This window comes from Streptomyces sp. NPDC093149 (genome assembly GCF_044754145.1).
In the GTDB taxonomy this organism is placed as follows: domain Bacteria; phylum Actinomycetota; class Actinomycetes; order Streptomycetales; family Streptomycetaceae; genus Streptomyces.
In genome coordinates, this window is record NZ_JBIVON010000003.1 from 1 (window position 1) to 15346 (window position 15346).

Sequence of the window (15346 nt, forward strand, 5' to 3'; positions counted from 1 at the left end):
CCGGACGGGAGGTTGGTGGTGGGGTTCGGCAAGGAGGTGGCGGTGTTGACCCACCGCTGACCGGATTCTGAACAAGTACGCCGGCCGTGGCGTCTGCCTGAGGGGCGTGCAGGTGCTGGTTGTTCAGGGGCGTTGATGGGGTCGGGTGTGCCAGCGGTAGGTGGTCCATGCACGGCGGATGAGGCTGCGGACGGTGATGATGGTGTCGGCGAGGTCGCAGAAGGCATCGATGACCGTGGCGCGGCGCTCAGTGCAACGGGCGAGGCGCTGGAAGGCGTTCTGCCAGGCGTGGGTACGTTCGATGTGCCACCGTCGGGTGGCCTGGGTGGGTGCTTGGATCCCCTTGCGGGTGATCTGTCCGTGCAAATGTCGCTGGGCGAGCAGGGTGCGGGTGTCGGCATTGTCGTAGCCGGCGTCAAGGTGCACGGTGGTGCCTTCGGGCACGGGCCCGAGGTCGTTCAGCAGGTCCAGGGTTGGAGCGAGGAGCGGGGAGTCGTGGCGATTGGCCCCAGCCAGAATGCGGCCGAGGGGAATGCCATAGCCGTCCACCAAGCCGGAGCGCTTTAGGCCCTGCTTGCCCCGGTCGACCGGCGACCGCCCCGTGACCTCGCCACCGCCCGGCGCCTTGGTGATGCAGCCGTCAACGGCGATCCGGTCCAGGACCAGCCCCACGATCCTGTCGTACGTCTCCAGCGCGATCTGCTTCAGATGGGCGAAGACGCCGAGGCGGATCCATTCGTCGCGGCGGCTACGGATCGTGGTGGCCGAGCAGGTCGTATCCGCTATCGCCAGCACCTCTGGCCGAACCGCCCGTCATCAGTGCCATCGCCTCACCCCGGCCCGCGGCGAAGACAGACCGCTGACCGTCACCGCCGAGGAGATCACCGGCACCGCGGTGACGGTACGCGTCCGGCGCACCCGGCCGGTCCTCGGGCTCGGCCTGCTGCCCGCCGTTCCAGCCGCCGGGGTCGACATACACCTCACCGCAACTTTGGCGGATCGAGGGTAAGACGTTGTGTGGTGATCGTTCGTTGGGCTGTGTGTGCGCCAGAGGGGCTGCACAGATACTCGGCAGCCCCTCTGGATTGTCCGACTGTCCCGCCGTGCGCCACGTGATCCCGCTGTGGTTCAGCGCGTGTGGCCAGCTTGTGGCTGCCAGGTGGCGGAGCCTGACCTCGGCGGAATCAGCAGTCTGGCGCGCTGGGGCAGTCCCGGCGCGCCACGGGACGCGGGGTCGGATGCGGACCTGTGTGATCACGGCGGGAGAAGTGAAGTCGACGAAGGCGCCATTAGCGAGGATGGCTGTGTTGAAGCTGGGGCCTCCGCTCTACGCGTGGAAGGTGCCGGCGCATCGCTCCGTGCCCCCAGTGATTCGCTTGCGATCTTCCCAGGTCCCGTTCATCGGGCCCGCTCCACGCACCCCGTACGCGGCATACGGGGTGCTCCACGGGGAGAGGACGCAGTCTCCGGACTGGGGGGATTGTGCTGCACGATCGTGGTTGTGATCTCGGGCTCGGGGTCGACGAAGCCGAGGAACTTGATGGTCCCCTTCTCGGGATCGGCCTGGTAGTGAGCCACCTTCCCCGCCGGTGCGGACTCGCTGGACACTGACGGCCCAACCCACGTCATGGGCTTCACGTCAGCAGGCGTGTCCGCTGTCGACGCCTGCGCGGTACCCGAGAGGAGACCTCCGGCGACCAAGGCGCTCATTACAACTGCCGTTCCACGTAGCTTCACTGGAAAATCCCCACCTTTCGGACCGTGTCCCTCACGGCCGTCACGGCGATCAATACCTACGACACTTTCCACACGTAAGGTGATCACGTCATTACTTTCGGCCATTATTTAGTGCGGCGGCCTCTTTCGGACGCTGTGCGGCCAACGGGTTTGCCGCCCCTATGCTTAGGGGTATTTCCCAGTGTTGACGCGAGGTCCTCATGAAGTTCCTGCATCACATCGTTGCTACGGCCGCTGTCTTAGGGATGGCAGCAGGCGCCGCCCCCGTCGTTGCCTCAACCCCGACGGATACCGATCACGCTGCAACTGAGGCCGCAGCGGCCGGCTGGCCGCTGGCATATGAGGCGGACCCCAAGACAGGGCGCTACGTCGCTCTGGGGTTCGTAAGTCCAGACGGTCGAGTGGTGCCGTTCTCCGCAGGGCAGCAGGGCTACATTGCTGATCCGCGTACCGGCAAGCTCGCGCCCGTAAAGGAGGGGCAAATCTCCTCCTCAGCGCTGGCCGACTACGCCCAGCAGCCAAGGTAATGAAGATGGTGATGCCCCCACTGTCTGGTGGGGGGGGCATCGCCGTTTGCGGCGCGCCAGACGATCGCTCCAGGCGCTCAGGGCAATAGCGTGCGGACGGAGACGAGTTCGTCCCTACGGCGCCAGGGTGCTCCCTGACAGCGTGGCCGAACGTCCGGCGCTGTGTCGCCGAAGACGCGCGGATCTTCCGCAAGGTCTGGGGGAGCGCAATGCCTTTCGGCGGTCGCCGCAGTGCCCGACGTAATGGCGCCTGCATTAGGGTCGGTGAAGTCGCTGGTTTTGGGCCGGACTCGTCACTGCAACCCCCTGGGAGGGGATCGTGGCCAGCGTCTGTGCGTGCGGCGAGTACTTCAACGTCGACGAAACCGGCGAACTCTGCCTGAACCCGGACACGATGGGACTCCGCAAAACGGTCCAGTTCGGCACGCCCGGCACCTTCAAGTTCCTGAAGGCGGATTACCCGTGGTTGGCCCGGATCAGGGTCAAGGTCCAGGCCGGCGGGGGCGGGTCAGCCGGAGCCGAGGCAGCGGCGAAGCGGCTGATCGCCCGGCCCGGCGGGAGCGGCGGCGGGTACTCGGAGTCAGTCATCGAGGTCGGAGCCCTGGCCGATGTCGAGTCCGTCGTGGTCGGTGCGGGCGGTGCCGGGGGTCTCGGGAACAACCCCGGAACCGCGGGCGGGGCGTCGTCCTTCGGTGGTGTGGTGACCGCGGTCGGCGGGAATCCCGGCGGTGACGGCATGGTGTCCGACGTGACGAACACGACGCTTCTTGCCCGAGACGAACGCCCGCCGTCCACCGCGGCCGGCAGCAGGCCGACGAACCTGGACCTCGGTGGCGTCCAGGCGGAGCTCGACTCCCTCGGCCTGGGCGTAGGCGAACCCGAAGCCTCGAGGCCACGGCTGTGGCGGGAACAGCCGGCCTGGTCGGCGCGGTTGCATAGACCGGGGGACCGGCCCCGCACGGGCGGGGACACGGAGACCACAAGGTCGTCCGCCCCACCAGGATCCGGGCCCCCGGGATCGCGCTACGCCTGCCGCGCGCTCGGACCAAGACGTATTTCTGTGGAGGAATGTTTCATGACTGACCGGCTCTTGACGCTCATGGCAGTGCACGCCCACCCCGACGACGAGGCCACCGGAACCGGAGGGGTCCTCGCGCGGTACGCGGCGGAAGGTATCCGCACGGTTCTCGTGACGTGTACCGACGGCGGTTGCGGTGACGGACCGGGGGGTGTCAAGCCGGGCGACCCCGGGCACGATCCGGCGGCGGTCGCCTTGATGCGCCGTCAAGAACTTGAGGCGAGCTGTGACGTCCTGAAGGTCAGCGATCTGGAGATGCTGGATTATGCCGACTCCGGGATGATCGGCTGGCCGAGCAACGACGCCCCCGGATCTTTCTGGCAGACCCCCGTGGAGGAAGGCGCTGCCCGACTTGCGGAACTCATGCGGCACTACCGGCCCGATGTGGTCGTCACCTACGACGAGAACGGCTTCTACGGCCACCCTGACCACATCCAGGCCCACCGCATCACGATGGCGGCGCTGGGGATGACCGCGCTGGCACCGAAGGTGTACTGGACCACGATGCCCCGCTCGATGATGCAGCGGTTCGGTGAGACCATGCGCGAGTTTCAAGGGGACATGCCGGAGCCGGATCCTGCCGAGGCCGCCGCGATGGCCGAGATCGGCCTGCCCGACGATGAGATCACCACGTGGGTGGACACCATCGCATTCAGCGGTCAGAAGTTCGACGCGTTGGCCGCGCACGCCAGTCAGGGCGAGAACATCTTCTTCCTCAAGATGGGCAAGGAGAGGTTCGGCGAGTTGATGGGCATGGAGACCTTCGTACGTGTCCAGGACGCCACCGGCGCGGCCATACCCGAGAACGATCTCTTCGCCGGACTGCGCTGATCCGCCCGTCCGGCCGGCCGGGAAAGAGCATCGACCGCATGGCGCGATCGAGCGGGTCACACACCCGGAAGCTTGCCCACGCGAGTTCCGTTCCGGCAGCCCGCGTCCAAGTACTCGCCGGCGGCGTCGACGCGTGCCCGCACTACTGACCCGACACCGGGCTCGTCCCCAAACCACCTGGCAACCGCACGGGTGGGAGGCCTGCGGGCTGCTGACTCGGAAGATGCGCGACAGCCCAGGTCACAAGCCCGGCGGCCTGCTCCAATCAAGACAGACCGCCGAGGAAGCGACACGAAGCTGAGGCTGCGATGTCCGACACGCCGTGAGGCAACGGAAGAAGCAGCAGGTCACGAGGGCGATCTCCGACACCAACCGCGAGACCCTACACATCCTGTAGGTTCTCAAGGTCCGCGCCATATTCTCGGAGACGAGGCCATATCGACCACACATGTGGCGTCGGTGTGAGAACGCGCTGGTCAGCGCCTCGGACGTACCCGCCTCGTCGGCGAGAACCGTGCGGATATGGACCGGAGTTGAGAATCACGCGGGCAACATGGTGGGAGGTTCCGTGAGAACGCCCACGTCACCACGTCGGTATATGGCGCGGGCGGCTGAGGACCCGCCCGTTCCCCGGGGGGCGTGCCGCCGTCCCCACGGTGCGACACAGGAGCAGGCCGCCGACCGGTCATCCGTGCGACCGGCGGTGTGCCGTCCAAAGTGGCCTGAGGGCCGGTCATCAGACGCGGTCGGCCACCTGCTCCAGCGAGGGCGCGGCGGTCTTCGGCCAGTAAGGGCGCAGGCTGGCTGCGACGAGGCGGTCGAGGATGCGGTCCGGCAGCACCCGTGTCAGGCGGATGAGCAGCGCCGCGTCGCGGCCGATGGTGTAGCGGGTGCGGGGCTTGCGGGCGTTGACGGCTTTGGAGATTACCTGGGCTGCGTCCTCGGCGGAGGTACCTTTGGTGGTGAACGCGGTGGTCTGCGCGGTGACTGCCTGGACCAGTGGCCCGTAGCGGTCTTGGTGTGCCGGTGACATGGCCTTGGCCAGCTGGTTCGTGACTGCTTACTTGGACGAGGACATCGCGCATCCGCTCGATGTCCTCGTCCGACACATAGAGCTGTGCTTCGATTGTGGCGCCCGCCAGCCCCAGATCGTCCAGCGAAGCGGGGTCCAGCGACACGGTGAGCGGCCCGTTCGACAAAGTCACCTCCCGGACACAGCCGTAGGCTGTCCCTTGGTCCTGCGTCACGAGGCAGCATCTGGGCGCCTGGGCTGACATCACGCCGCTGGTCCGGACTCGGATCCGCCAGGGTTCTCCCACCTGACGCCACGCGCTGCGCTGGGGCGGCACGGTCCCGGCCCCGGCTTGACGACCGTCGGCCCCGGGGGCTTGTCCGGGACCGTGCAGTCGACCGCAACACTGGCCCGGGTGCTGCAACACGGCCGGTGCAACGTCCCGTGCGTTGCACCCGTGACCTGCGGATACACCGGGAAGGGGCTCCTGGACCGCGTGTTGCACACTGTGTTGCAGATCCGGCCGTATTCCCTGAGCGTGTCAGTGGCCGCCGGTAGCGTGGTGCGGATGATGGTGGGCACCACGGAGATCAGGCCGTCGTACGGCGCGACGGGCGCGAGCCGCTCGGGCTCGGCAGCGCGATCAGCCGGATGATGACTGAGCGCGGCATGGTCGCCCCGGCCGTCGGCGAAAGCGTCCTCGCCCTTCTCTGCACCATGCCGACAGGTGATCTACTCGGTGTGCAGCACCGAGGCGATGGTCATCCGGGCCGCTGACCAAGCCGGGACCAGGGCGCCGAGGACTGCGATCGCCACACCCGCCAGAAGCATCGCGGCCGGCTGCGGCGCGTGCCGCACGTCCTTCATATACGCGGGGAAGTCGATTACCTCGACGTTGTCCACGACGAGGCGGTGCGCCACGATCCCAAGCGGGATACCGGGCAGCCCGCCGACCGCGCCCAGACCCGCGACCGAGGTCACTGTCATCGCCACCACCTGCTGAGGGAGCATCCCGATGGACTTGAGCATGCCCAGGTCCCGGCGCCGCTCACGGGTGTTCAGGAGGACGGTGTTGAAGACACCGAGCGACGCGATGAGGGTCAGCAGCACCGTGAACACCGTCGAGAAGGTGATGACGGTGGCGGTGCCAGCGTTGCCGGAGCCCGTCACCGACGCGTGCAGGCCCGGGTCGAGCGCCGCGACCGCCTCGGCGTAGGCGCGCGCGTCGGTGCCGGGGGTGAGCCGCACCGTGTACTCGGTGGCGTGGGCGTCCGGTGCGAGTCGGACAAGACTCTCTCAAGTGGCCCCCAGTGCAAGGGCGTTGCCCTCGATGACCTGGCCCACGACGATCGCGGTGATCTTCCTGCCGTTCAGCCCCAGAACAACCCGGTCGCCGACCTTCAGCCCGCGTTGGGTCAGGAACGCCGGCCCGGCCACGATCTCGACTGCCGCGGTCGGCGCCCGGTCCTTGACGATGGTGTGCTTGTACAAAGAATCGTCGCCGCGGTAGAAGTCCGCGAAGACGGGCTGGGTCTGCCCGCTCATATTCGCCTGGGCCGGCGCGCGGGCCCGTACCCCCGCCGCACCTGGCAGGGACCGCAGCCGTTCCTCGATCTGCAGGTCACTGAGCCGGGGCGGGGTCCGGTCGTTGCCCGACCCTCCGGTCGTCACGCGGATCCTGGCGCCTCCGTCCTCCCGTCCGACATTGCCGTACGCGACCAGGGTGGTGGTCAGGCCGGTCCACAGGACCGTGGTGACCCCGAGGACGATGGCGGCCTGGTCAACAGGGTGCGGCTACCTACATCGATTCCGACAAACGCGACTTTCAGGATGGGCCCGGCCAGTGCGTTGCCGGCCAGCGTGCCCAGCACGCAGCCCACCACGGCCGGTACGGGGAGCATCGTGAGGTAGACGGCGACGACCTGGTTGGGGGTGAAGCCCAGGGCTTTGAGCACCCCGATGTGCCGGTTCCCGGAGACGACCGCCCCGCTGACCACGTTGCCGACGATCAGGGTGGAGACGAGCAGGCCGAGGATGCCGAAGAGCGTCATGAACGGGAGGTAGGAGTCGGCCAGCGCGGAGAAGGCATGCTTGAGGGTGAGGTAGGTCCGTGCGCCGGTCAGCGACTCCTTGGGCAGTCCGGTGGTGGCCCGGGCCGGCCCGGCGCTCAGCTGGGCCCTTGTCGAGGAGTCTGTGAAGCGATACAGCATCTGGGCGGAGGTCGGGTGCAGTGCGGCCATCTGCTCGGGCGAGACCCAGGCACTGGCCGATTTGCTCATGCTGGTGGCGAATCCGACGACGGTCAGCGTCGCTCAGCCGGGGATCTTAAGCTCGGTGCCGAGGAGGGCGGTGCCGGGGGAGCCCTGGTCGCTCCAGTTGACGACGATCTCGCCAGGTGCGGTGGCCCAGTGACCCTCAAGGAGGTCGATCCGGTCCACAGGGCCCGCCGGATCGGCCCGGCCCACCACGGTGAGGGTGCCGCCCGCCATCCAGAGCCAGTCCTTGGGGATGTCGACGACGGCCTGCCCGAACGGTCCGGCCGCGGCCTCCACCCCGGGCTGCCGGGCGGTCCGCGCCAGCGGCTCCTGCGAGACTTTAGTGGTGTCGAAAGTCGCCACCGTATGGGCACCGCGCTGTTTGGCGTAGGCCTTGTCGAAGGGGCCTGATGCGGCGCTCAGCAGCGCCAGCGCGAGCAGGGCGGTCGTGGTGGAGCAGAGCACGACGAGCCCGATGACGAAGGTCTGGAGCCGACGGCGTTTCACAGCCGCGCGTGAGGCTCTCCATACGGCGCTCACGCGGTCGTTTCCAGCGTGCTCTCGCGGGCGACGTGGCCGTCGGCGACTTGGATCAGCCGGCTGGCGCAGCGGGTGGCCAGTTGCGGGTCGTGGGTGACGATCAACAGGGTCTGGCCGATCTGCTTGAGGTCGATCAGCAGATCCATTACCTGCTCTCCCGACCGGCTGTCGGGGGCGCCGGTCGGCTCGTCGGCCAGCAACAGGGCCGGGCGGTTCATCAGGACCCGGGCCACGGCGACCCGTTGCCGCTCGCCGCCGCTCAGCGTCGCCGGATAGTTGTTCCGGCGTTCGGCGACACCGAGTTCGTCGAGGAGCTCCAGGGCGCGGCGGCGCGCCTGCCGGACCGGGGTGCCGGTCAGTTGCGCGGCCAGCGCCACATTGTCCAGGGCGGGCGGATCGTCGATGAGGTTGAAGAACTGGAAGATCATGCCAACGTTCCGCCGCCGGAACAGCGCCAACCTGGTCTCGTTCAGTTTCCGAGGTCATGACCCTGCACCTCGACTGCGCCCGAGGTCGGCCGATCGAGGCTGGCCACCATGTTGAGCAAGGTGGACTTGCCGCAGCCGGAGGGGCCTATCACGGCGACCGCGTCCCCCGCCCTGATCTCCAGCGACAGGCCGTCCAGCAACACGATGACCGAGCTGCGGCACCTGCTCGGCCTGCTCGCACCCGCGCAGAACGGCGACGACGAGCCCTACGGTATTGACCTCTCACCGCAGTCGAGCTTGAGCCGAATCAGCCCGCTGATCGACCGGATCGCCTTTGCCGGCCTGCCCGTGGAGATGCGCATCTCGGGTGAGCCGCGCCTGCTGCCGACCGGGATCGACGTCACTGCCTACCGCCCGAATGGGGCATGAGCTTCCGGGTGTGGAGGGTGTGTACAGCGAGGTGACGGTCGCGATGGAGGAGCGGATTGTGGGGTATCTCCAGCGGGTGTGGGAAAAGGAGGTGGTGGGGGCCGGGCTGTGGATGCCACCTTTTCCCATGCCTCTCCCAGAAGATCTCGTGACCCCTGCTCCGCTGCTGTTCAGCGGCCTTCCCGTCTTGGAGTACGAATGATCGTCTGGATCAACGGTGCGTTCGGCGCGGGCAAGACGAGCGCCGCGCGCGAGCTTGTCGATCTGATCCCGAACAGCACCTTCTACGACCCCGAGCTGATCGGCGCGGGGCTGCGGTACCTGCTGCCCCAGAAGCGGCTTGCCGAGGTGACGGACTTCCAGGACCTGCCGATCTGGCGGCGACTGGTGGTGGACACCGCGGCGGCCCTGCTCGCCGAGATGCCCGGGGTGCTGGTGGTGCCGATGACGCTGCTGCGACAGGAGTATCGCGATGAGATCTTCGGGGGGCTCGCCTCCCGGCGCATTCCGGTGCGCCATGTCCTGCTCTCGCCTGAGGAAACGATCCTGCGCAAACGGATCGCCGACCGGGTGGAGTTCGCCGACGACCCGGAGCACAGCGAACGGATCCGGCAGTGGGCCTACGAACACATCGAGCCCTATCGGGCGGCGCTCGGCTGGCTCACCCGGGACGCCCACACCATCGACACCAGTGCCCTCTCCCCGCATGGGACGGCCGAGCACATAGCCGAGGCGGTCCGCACCGGAACGGCCGCCGCATGCGAGATCGTGCAGACCCCCGAGCCGAGCGCGGAGACCGTCGCGGCCGGTGTACTGCTCTTCGACGAACACGACCGGGTCCTGCTCGTCGACCCGACGTACAAGCCCGGCTGGGAGTTCCCCGGCGGAGTGGTCGAGGCCGGCGAGGCACCGGCGCAGGCCGGGATCCGAGAAGTGGCCGAGGAGATAGGCATCCATCTCGACCGGGTGCCGAAACTCCTCGTCGTCGACTGGGAGGCACCCGAACCCCCCGGCTACGGGGGGCTGCGCATGCTCTTCGACGGCGGCCCGCTGCCCCGTGCCGACGCCGAACGGCTGCTGCTGCCCGGTTCCGAACTGCGCGGCTGGCGCTTCGTCACCGAGTCGGAGGCGGCCACCATGCTGCCCCCCACCCGGTACGAACGGCTGCGCTGGGCGCTGCGCGCCCGGGAGCGGTCAACCGTGCTCAACCTGGAGGCCGGAGTCCCGGTCGGCTGACGCACGCAGCACCGCGGCGGCGTCGACGGTGAGCGGATCGCCGTGCCCGAAACAGACCGTGGCCGGTTCCAGCGCGGCCAGCCGCCGGAACGAGGCCACGGCCCGCGCCCGGTCGATGTTGAAGACGCCCAGCATCACCTGGCCGACCCCGGCCACGCAGTCGCCGGTGAACAGCACACCGTGGTGCGGCAGATGAATCCCGATGGAGCCGGGGGTGTGACCGGGGGCGTGGACCACCCGGGCCCCCGAACCGAACGCGATCTCGTCGCCGTCGGCCAGTTCGCGGTCCACGCGGGTCGGCGGCGCCGGAGGAACGGTCAGCGCGTGCTCGTACAGTGGGCGTTCCCAGTCCAGCAGGACGGGGTCGGCGATCTCCGCCTCGCCGCGGATCACCGGCGCGTCCAGCCGATGGGCCAGGATCTCGGCGCCGTGGCGGTCGGCGAGCTCCTGGGCCGCGCCGTAGTGGTCGCGATGCCCGTGGGTGACGACGATCCGGCCGATGCGGCCCGGGTCCAGGCCGAGGCCGCGCACCGCGTCCTCGATCGCGGGCGCGGCATCGATGTCGCCCGCGTCGATCAGAGTCAGGTCCGCGCCGTCGCGCCACAGATACGCCTGGCCGATGGGGAAGCGGAACATGTGCAGTTGAGGAAGTACCTCGACGAGATCCATACGTCGAACGTACGTGTCCCTGCCCGCTCGGCGACCGGATCTACGCTCTGGGCGAGCTTCGCTCAGCGCGTAGATCCGGCCGCGCGTCCGACCAGCACCCCGTGGGCCGGCCGTGTGCCGTGTGCCGTGGGTCCGCGGGGCCGGACGTGGGTGGCGTGTGCTCAGATTCGCTTGGATTCGGCGTAGTTCCGCAGGAACAGGGCCTCGGCGAGCGACAGCCGCTCCAGTTCCTCGGGCGACACGCTCTCGTTCACTGCGTGGATCTGCGCCTCCGGCTCGCTCAGGCCGATCAGCAGGATCTCGGCCTCCGGGTAGAGGGCGGCGAGCGTGTTGCAGAGCGGGATCGAGCCGCCCATCCCGGACGTCTGCATCTTCTCGCCGGGGTACGCGGCCTCCATCGCCTGCGCCATCGACGTGTATGCCGGGCTGGAGGTGTCCGCGCGGAACGGCTGGCCCTGGCCCACCTGTTCCACCGACACCCTGGCTCCCCAGGGGGCGTGCGCCTTCAGGTGGGCGGTCAGCAGCTCCGTCGCGGCGGCGGCGTCCTGGCCCGGCGGCACCCGCAGGCTGATCTGAGCCCGTGCGCTCGCCTGGAGCGAGGGAGTCGCGCCGACCACGGGCGGGCAGTCGATGCCGATGACGGTGACGGCGGGCCGGGCCCAGATCCGGTCGGCGACCGTACCCGTTCCGATGAGTCCGACACCGTCGAGAACCTTCGCGTCCTTGCGGAAGTCGGCCTCCGGGTACTGCAGTCCGTCCCAGTCGGCGTCCGTGTCGAGTCCGTCGACGGTCGTGGTGCCGTCCTCGGCGCGCAGCGAGGCCAGCAGCTGGATCATCGCGGCCAGCGCGTCCGGGGCGGCGCCGCCGAACTGGCCGGAGTGCAGGTTCCCTTCGAGGGTGTCGAGCGTGACCCGCAGCATCGTCATACCGCGCAGCGTCGCGGTGACCGTCGGCAGCCCGACCCGGAAGTTGCCGGTGTCACCGATGACGATCGTGTCGGCGGTCAGCAGCTCGGGGTGCGCCTCGGCGTACCGCTCCAGACCCCCGGTGCCCTGCTCCTCGGAACCCTCGGCGATCACCTTGACGGAGACCGGGATGCCGCCGTGCGCCTTGAGTGCGCGCAGGGCGAGGAGGTGCATGATGAAGCCGCCCTTGCAGTCCGCCGCGCCTCGGCCGAACCAGCGGCCGTCCCGCTCCGTCAGCTCGAACGGCGGGGAGAGCCAGGCGGACTCGTCGAGCGGCGGCTGCACGTCGTAATGCGCGTAGAGCAGCACGGTCGGGGCGCCTGCCGGGCCCGGCAGGAAGCCGTACACCGACCGGGTCCCGTCGGGGGTGTCGAGAAGGGCGACGTCCTGGAAGTCCTCGGCGCGCAGCGCGTCGGCGACCCAGTCGGCGGCCGCCTCGCACTCGCTCCTCGGGAACTGCGCGGGATCCGCCACCGACTGGAAGGCCACCAGCTCGGTCAGCTCCGCCTTGGCACGGGGCATCAGCGAGGCAATGGTCTCGGAGATCGGACGGGCGGTCATGGGCACGCTCCTCGTGGGTGCGACGTTATGGGTACGTATCCGGGCACATGCATACCGAGTGAGCGGCGTTGCATGGAGGATGAACGTACGGTCGATCCTCCCACAGAGGGGGCCGGGCCGGGCGCGCCGTAGGATGCCGTGAGCAGCATGGGCCACTGGTGGGATCGGGAGCAGAAGCACATCGTGAGCAGCGAGAACGCAGACGCCGGGCATGAGCACGAAGAGTCGTCCGTGTGGGACGTCGTCGTAGTGGGCGGCGGACCGGCCGGAGCCTCCGCGGCATACGCGGCGGCGGTGGCCGGCCGACGGGTACTGCTCCTGGAGAAGGCGGAGCTGCCCCGCTACAAGACGTGCGGTGGCGGCATCATCGGTTTTTCGCGTGATTCGTTGCCACCCGGATTCGAACTGCCCCTGCGGGACAGGATCCACGCGGTCACGTTCTCGCTCAACGGCAGGCTGGCGCGAACCCGCCGCTCCAAGAGGATGCTCTTCGGGCTCATCAACCGCCCCGAGTTCGACGCGGGGCTGGTCGAGGAGGCCCAGAAGGCGGGCGCCGAACTCCGTACCGGAGCGACGGTGACGAGGGTCGAGCAGCACGGTGCCGCGGTGCCGGACCGGCGCACGGTCGCCGTGGTGCTCTCCGGGGGCGAGACGGTCCTGGCCCGCGCGGTCGTCGGCGCGGACGGCAGCGCGGGGCGGATAGGAGCCCATGTCGGGGTGAAACTCGACCAGGTGGACCTCGGCCTGGAGGCGGAGATCCCGGTTCCGCAGACCGTGGCGGAGGACTGGGCCGGTCGGGTGCTGATCGACTGGGGCCCCATGCCCGGCAGTTACGGCTGGGTGTTCCCCAAGGGGGACACCCTCACCGTCGGTGTGATCTCGGCGCGGGGCGACGGAGCGGGAACCAAGCGGTACTTGGAGGACTTCATCGCCCGGCTCGGTCTGGCCGGCTTCGAACCGAAGATCTCCTCCGGACATCTGACGCGCTGCCGCAGTGACGACTCGCCGTTGTCGCGCGGGCGGGTGCTGGTGTGTGGCGACGCGGCGGGGCTGCTGGAGCCGTGGACCCGCGAAGGCATCTCCTTCGCGTTGCGCTCGGGGCGGCTCGCCGGAGAGTGGGCGGTCCGGATCGCGGAGTCGCACGACGCGGTGGACGCCCGGCGCCAGGCGCTGAACTACGCCTTCGCCATCAAGGCGGGCCTGGGTGTCGAGATGGGTGTCGGGCGGCGCATGCTCAAGCTGTTCGAGCGCCGCCCGGGGGTGCTGCACGCGGTGCTGACGGGGTTCCGTCCGGCCTGGAACGCGTTCGCCGGGGTCACCCGCGGTACGACTTCCCTGGCCGAACTGGTCCGTACGCATCCGCTGGCGCAGCGGGCCCTGTCCGCGATGGACCGCTAGGGTCTTCGAGCCGGCGTCGTTCGGCCGGACGCCGGGCCGTGCGGCGTCCGGCGCGGTGCGGCGCAGGGTGCGGAGGATCGGCCTCGTGCCGGGTGCACTCGGGTGACGTGTCGAGGCGCCGTGCCGGACGCCGCGAGCCCGTGGCCCCCCGGTCACGGTGGCAGGTCGTGACGCCGAGGGCGGGCCGGGCCGCACGGTCAGCCCTCGACGGTGATGCGGAAGACGGGGTGGTCGGGGCAGGCGGCCAGGAGCTCGGAGTCCGTGGACTTCGCGGTGATGCCCTGGAAGTACTGGTTGACCTCCCAGCCCCACCGCTCCAGATAGGCGCGGACGACCCGCACCTTCTGCTCGTCGTCCGCGATCTCCACGGCCGTGAAGGCGCGGATCTTCCGGCCCACCCTCAGTTCGCCGCCACCGGCTACCCGCATGTTGCGTACCCACTGGGAGTGGCCCCGCGCGGAGACCAGATACTGCGCGCCGTCGTAGGTGTGGGTATTCACCGGGATGCGCTGCAGCTGTCCGCTCCTGCGGCCGCGTACCGACAGCTCGGCCGAGCCGAGCAGGCTGACGCCGTGCCGGGCGAGCCAGCCGATGACGCTGTTCATCCGGATGGTGAAGGCGTTGCCCTGAAGGTAGTACGGCTGAGACATGGTGACTCCCTCGCATATTGAGAGCAGTGCTCTCGCTTGAGATCAGTGTGCACGGAACTGGTGCTCCAAAGCAAGAGCGGTGCTCTCGTTATTGGTCGGTGCTCTTCTTCATGACAGACTGAGAAACATGAGTGCTGTTCGAGGAGCCAGGGAACGAGCCCGTGTCGAGATCACTGCCGCCATCAAGGAGGAGGCGAGGAAGCAGCTTGCGGCCGAGGGTGCCGCGAAGCTCTCGCTGCGTGCGGTCGCCCGGGAACTCGGGATGGCGTCCTCCGCGCTCTATCGCTACTTCCCCAGCCGGGACGAACTGCTCACGGCCCTGATCATCGATGCGTACGACTCCGTCGGCGAGAGCGCCGAGGCAGCCCACCGGGCCGCCCGTGCCGACGCCGCCCCCCACCTCGCGCGCTGGACGGCGGTCGCGCGCGCCGTTCGTGACTGGGCCCTCGCCCACCCGCATGAGTACGCACTGATCTACGGCTCGCCGGTGCCCGGCTACAACGCGCCCCAGGCGACGATCGGCCCCGCCTCCCGTGTAGGCCTCGTCCTGATCGCCGTCGTCGGCGAGGCCTTTCGCACCGACGGTCTCGCCGTGCCGCCGCTCGCCGACGAGTTGCGCGCCGAGGCCGAGCGGATGGTCGCCGAGTTCGCCCCTGGTCTGCCCCCCGGAGTGGTCGCCCCGCTGATCGCCGCCTGGTCGCAGCTGTTCGGGATGATCTCCTTCGAGATCTTCGGCCAGTTCCAGCGAGTGGTGGAGGCCCGGGAGATCTTCTTCCGGGAGGCCGTCACCGAACTGGCCCGCACGGTCGGTCTGCTCGGCCACCGAAGCAGCTGACGACCTCGGGCGCAGCAGCCGACGGCCTCGCGCGCGGTCGGTCTGGTCGGCCACCGAAGCAGCTGACGACCTCGGGCACAACAGCCCACGACCTCGCGCGCGGTAGTAGTCGGCGGGCGCGGCCGTGAGCCGTGCGCGAGGAGGTCGGAGACGGGATCCGCCGGGCGGACCCGGGCCATTGTCCCGGGACACGGC

General features: G+C 69.1%; 17 protein-coding genes and 2 pseudogenes. 6 read left to right on the forward strand and 13 right to left on the reverse strand.

Annotation, left to right across the window (positions count from 1 at the left end; all coding sequences use genetic code 11):
- Positions 1–123 precede the first annotated feature (123 nt).
- The 3 genes and pseudogenes from ACIQCZ_RS10450 to ACIQCZ_RS10460 form a co-directional block, all read right to left on the reverse strand.
- Positions 124–786 (reverse strand): annotated as a pseudogene (locus ACIQCZ_RS10450) (IS5 family transposase); the annotation flags it as partial.
- On the reverse strand, positions 749–979 hold the full coding sequence (locus tag ACIQCZ_RS10455; RefSeq protein ID WP_402281293.1) for a hypothetical protein: 231 nt from the start codon (positions 977–979) through the stop codon (positions 749–751). The gene ACIQCZ_RS10455 and the pseudogene ACIQCZ_RS10450, both read right to left, overlap by 38 nt.
- A gap of 2042 nt (positions 980–3021) precedes the next feature.
- Positions 3022–3141, reverse strand: a pseudogene (locus ACIQCZ_RS10460) (IS5/IS1182 family transposase); the annotation flags it as partial.
- 198 nt (positions 3142–3339) lie between these two features.
- On the opposite strand from ACIQCZ_RS10460, the gene ACIQCZ_RS10465 reads away from it, so the two are divergent.
- The gene (locus ACIQCZ_RS10465; RefSeq protein WP_402281294.1) at positions 3340–4173 is read left to right on the forward strand and encodes a PIG-L family deacetylase; all 834 of its coding nucleotides are present in this window, start codon (positions 3340–3342) and stop codon (positions 4171–4173) included.
- Between the two features lie 736 nt (positions 4174–4909).
- Here the strand turns inward: ACIQCZ_RS10465 and ACIQCZ_RS10470 are convergent.
- The 7 genes from ACIQCZ_RS10470 to ACIQCZ_RS10500 form a co-directional block, all read right to left on the reverse strand.
- Entirely contained in the window at positions 4910–5206 is a 297-nt protein-coding gene (locus tag ACIQCZ_RS10470; protein ID WP_402281296.1) for a hypothetical protein, read from the reverse strand.
- Positions 5207–5917: 711 nt separating this feature from the next.
- Entirely contained in the window at positions 5918–6433 is a 516-nt protein-coding gene (locus tag ACIQCZ_RS10475; RefSeq protein WP_402281297.1) for an ABC transporter permease, read from the reverse strand.
- Between the two features lie 48 nt (positions 6434–6481).
- Complete coding sequence (locus ACIQCZ_RS10480) at positions 6482–6856, reverse strand: hypothetical protein (protein ID WP_402281298.1); 375 nt, start codon at positions 6854–6856, stop codon at positions 6482–6484.
- A gap of 59 nt (positions 6857–6915) precedes the next feature.
- On the reverse strand, positions 6916–7464 hold the full coding sequence (locus tag ACIQCZ_RS10485) for an FtsX-like permease family protein (RefSeq protein ID WP_402281300.1): 549 nt from the start codon (positions 7462–7464) through the stop codon (positions 6916–6918).
- A 33-nt stretch (positions 7465–7497) separates the two neighbouring features.
- The gene (locus ACIQCZ_RS10490; RefSeq protein WP_402281302.1) at positions 7498–7980 is read right to left on the reverse strand and encodes a hypothetical protein; all 483 of its coding nucleotides are present in this window, start codon (positions 7978–7980) and stop codon (positions 7498–7500) included.
- Positions 7977–8438 carry an ABC transporter ATP-binding protein gene (locus ACIQCZ_RS10495; RefSeq protein ID WP_402281304.1) on the reverse strand — a complete coding sequence of 154 codons (462 nt, stop codon included), beginning with the start codon at positions 8436–8438 and terminating at the stop codon, positions 7977–7979. The genes ACIQCZ_RS10490 and ACIQCZ_RS10495 overlap by 4 nt, the downstream gene beginning before the upstream one ends.
- An 11-nt stretch (positions 8439–8449) precedes the next feature.
- Positions 8450–8560, reverse strand: a complete 111-nt coding sequence (locus tag ACIQCZ_RS10500) for an ATP-binding cassette domain-containing protein (protein ID WP_402282133.1) — start codon at positions 8558–8560, stop codon at positions 8450–8452.
- Between ACIQCZ_RS10500 and ACIQCZ_RS10505 the strand changes: the two genes are divergently transcribed.
- Genes ACIQCZ_RS10505 through ACIQCZ_RS10515 form a run of 3 tightly spaced genes read left to right on the forward strand, consistent with a single transcriptional unit; the run spans position 8517 to position 10073 of the window.
- Positions 8517–8837 carry a hypothetical protein gene (locus ACIQCZ_RS10505; protein ID WP_402282180.1) on the forward strand — a complete coding sequence of 107 codons (321 nt, stop codon included), beginning with the start codon at positions 8517–8519 and terminating at the stop codon, positions 8835–8837. The genes ACIQCZ_RS10500 and ACIQCZ_RS10505 overlap by 44 nt on opposite strands.
- A 10-nt stretch (positions 8838–8847) precedes the next feature.
- The gene (locus ACIQCZ_RS10510; RefSeq protein ID WP_402281306.1) at positions 8848–9039 is read left to right on the forward strand and encodes a hypothetical protein; all 192 of its coding nucleotides are present in this window, start codon (positions 8848–8850) and stop codon (positions 9037–9039) included.
- Entirely contained in the window at positions 9036–10073 is a 1038-nt protein-coding gene (locus tag ACIQCZ_RS10515; RefSeq protein ID WP_402281307.1) for an NUDIX domain-containing protein, read from the forward strand. Before ACIQCZ_RS10510 ends, ACIQCZ_RS10515 begins: the two co-directional genes overlap by 4 nt.
- Here ACIQCZ_RS10515 and ACIQCZ_RS10520 read toward each other — a convergent pair.
- Positions 10032–10742 (reverse strand): MBL fold metallo-hydrolase, encoded by a 711-nt coding sequence (locus tag ACIQCZ_RS10520; protein WP_402281308.1) that lies wholly within the window; start codon positions 10740–10742, stop codon positions 10032–10034. The two genes, ACIQCZ_RS10515 and ACIQCZ_RS10520, sit on opposite strands and share 42 nt — an antisense overlap.
- 161 nt (positions 10743–10903) lie before the next feature.
- On the reverse strand, positions 10904–12268 hold the full coding sequence (locus ACIQCZ_RS10525; protein ID WP_402281309.1) for a dipeptidase: 1365 nt from the start codon (positions 12266–12268) through the stop codon (positions 10904–10906).
- Between the two features lie 147 nt (positions 12269–12415).
- Between ACIQCZ_RS10525 and ACIQCZ_RS10530 the strand changes: the two genes are divergently transcribed.
- Complete coding sequence (locus ACIQCZ_RS10530; RefSeq protein ID WP_365692298.1) at positions 12416–13666, forward strand: geranylgeranyl reductase family protein; 1251 nt, start codon at positions 12416–12418, stop codon at positions 13664–13666.
- A 197-nt stretch (positions 13667–13863) separates the two neighbouring features.
- On the opposite strand, the gene ACIQCZ_RS10535 is transcribed toward ACIQCZ_RS10530, so the two are convergent.
- Positions 13864–14316 carry a nitroreductase family deazaflavin-dependent oxidoreductase gene (locus tag ACIQCZ_RS10535; RefSeq protein ID WP_402281311.1) on the reverse strand — a complete coding sequence of 151 codons (453 nt, stop codon included), beginning with the start codon at positions 14314–14316 and terminating at the stop codon, positions 13864–13866.
- 127 nt (positions 14317–14443) lie between these two features.
- On the opposite strand from ACIQCZ_RS10535, the gene ACIQCZ_RS10540 reads away from it, so the two are divergent.
- Positions 14444–15151: a TetR/AcrR family transcriptional regulator gene (locus ACIQCZ_RS10540; RefSeq protein ID WP_402281313.1), complete on the forward strand. Its 708-nt coding sequence runs from the start codon at positions 14444–14446 to the stop codon at positions 15149–15151.
- Positions 15152–15346: the final 195 nt, after the last annotated feature.

What these genes read in the sequence shown, in the direction of transcription:
- ACIQCZ_RS10465 (WP_402281294.1), top strand. Translation starts at nt 3,340, where the DNA reads ATGACTGACCGGCTCTTGACGCTCATGGCAGTGCACGCCCACCCCGAC.
- ACIQCZ_RS10470 (WP_402281296.1), bottom strand. Translation starts at nt 5,206, where the DNA reads ATGTCACCGGCACACCAAGACCGCTACGGGCCACTGGTCCAGGCAGTC.
- ACIQCZ_RS10485 (WP_402281300.1), bottom strand. Translation starts at nt 7,464, where the DNA reads ATGAGCAAATCGGCCAGTGCCTGGGTCTCGCCCGAGCAGATGGCCGCA.
- ACIQCZ_RS10505 (WP_402282180.1), top strand. Translation starts at nt 8,517, where the DNA reads ATGTTGAGCAAGGTGGACTTGCCGCAGCCGGAGGGGCCTATCACGGCG.
- ACIQCZ_RS10515 (WP_402281307.1), top strand. Translation starts at nt 9,036, where the DNA reads ATGATCGTCTGGATCAACGGTGCGTTCGGCGCGGGCAAGACGAGCGCC.
- ACIQCZ_RS10520 (WP_402281308.1), bottom strand. Translation starts at nt 10,742, where the DNA reads ATGGATCTCGTCGAGGTACTTCCTCAACTGCACATGTTCCGCTTCCCC.
- ACIQCZ_RS10525 (WP_402281309.1), bottom strand. Translation starts at nt 12,268, where the DNA reads ATGACCGCCCGTCCGATCTCCGAGACCATTGCCTCGCTGATGCCCCGT.
- ACIQCZ_RS10530 (WP_365692298.1), top strand. Translation starts at nt 12,416, where the DNA reads ATGGGCCACTGGTGGGATCGGGAGCAGAAGCACATCGTGAGCAGCGAG.
- ACIQCZ_RS10535 (WP_402281311.1), bottom strand. Translation starts at nt 14,316, where the DNA reads ATGTCTCAGCCGTACTACCTTCAGGGCAACGCCTTCACCATCCGGATG.
- ACIQCZ_RS10540 (WP_402281313.1), top strand. Translation starts at nt 14,444, where the DNA reads ATGAGTGCTGTTCGAGGAGCCAGGGAACGAGCCCGTGTCGAGATCACT.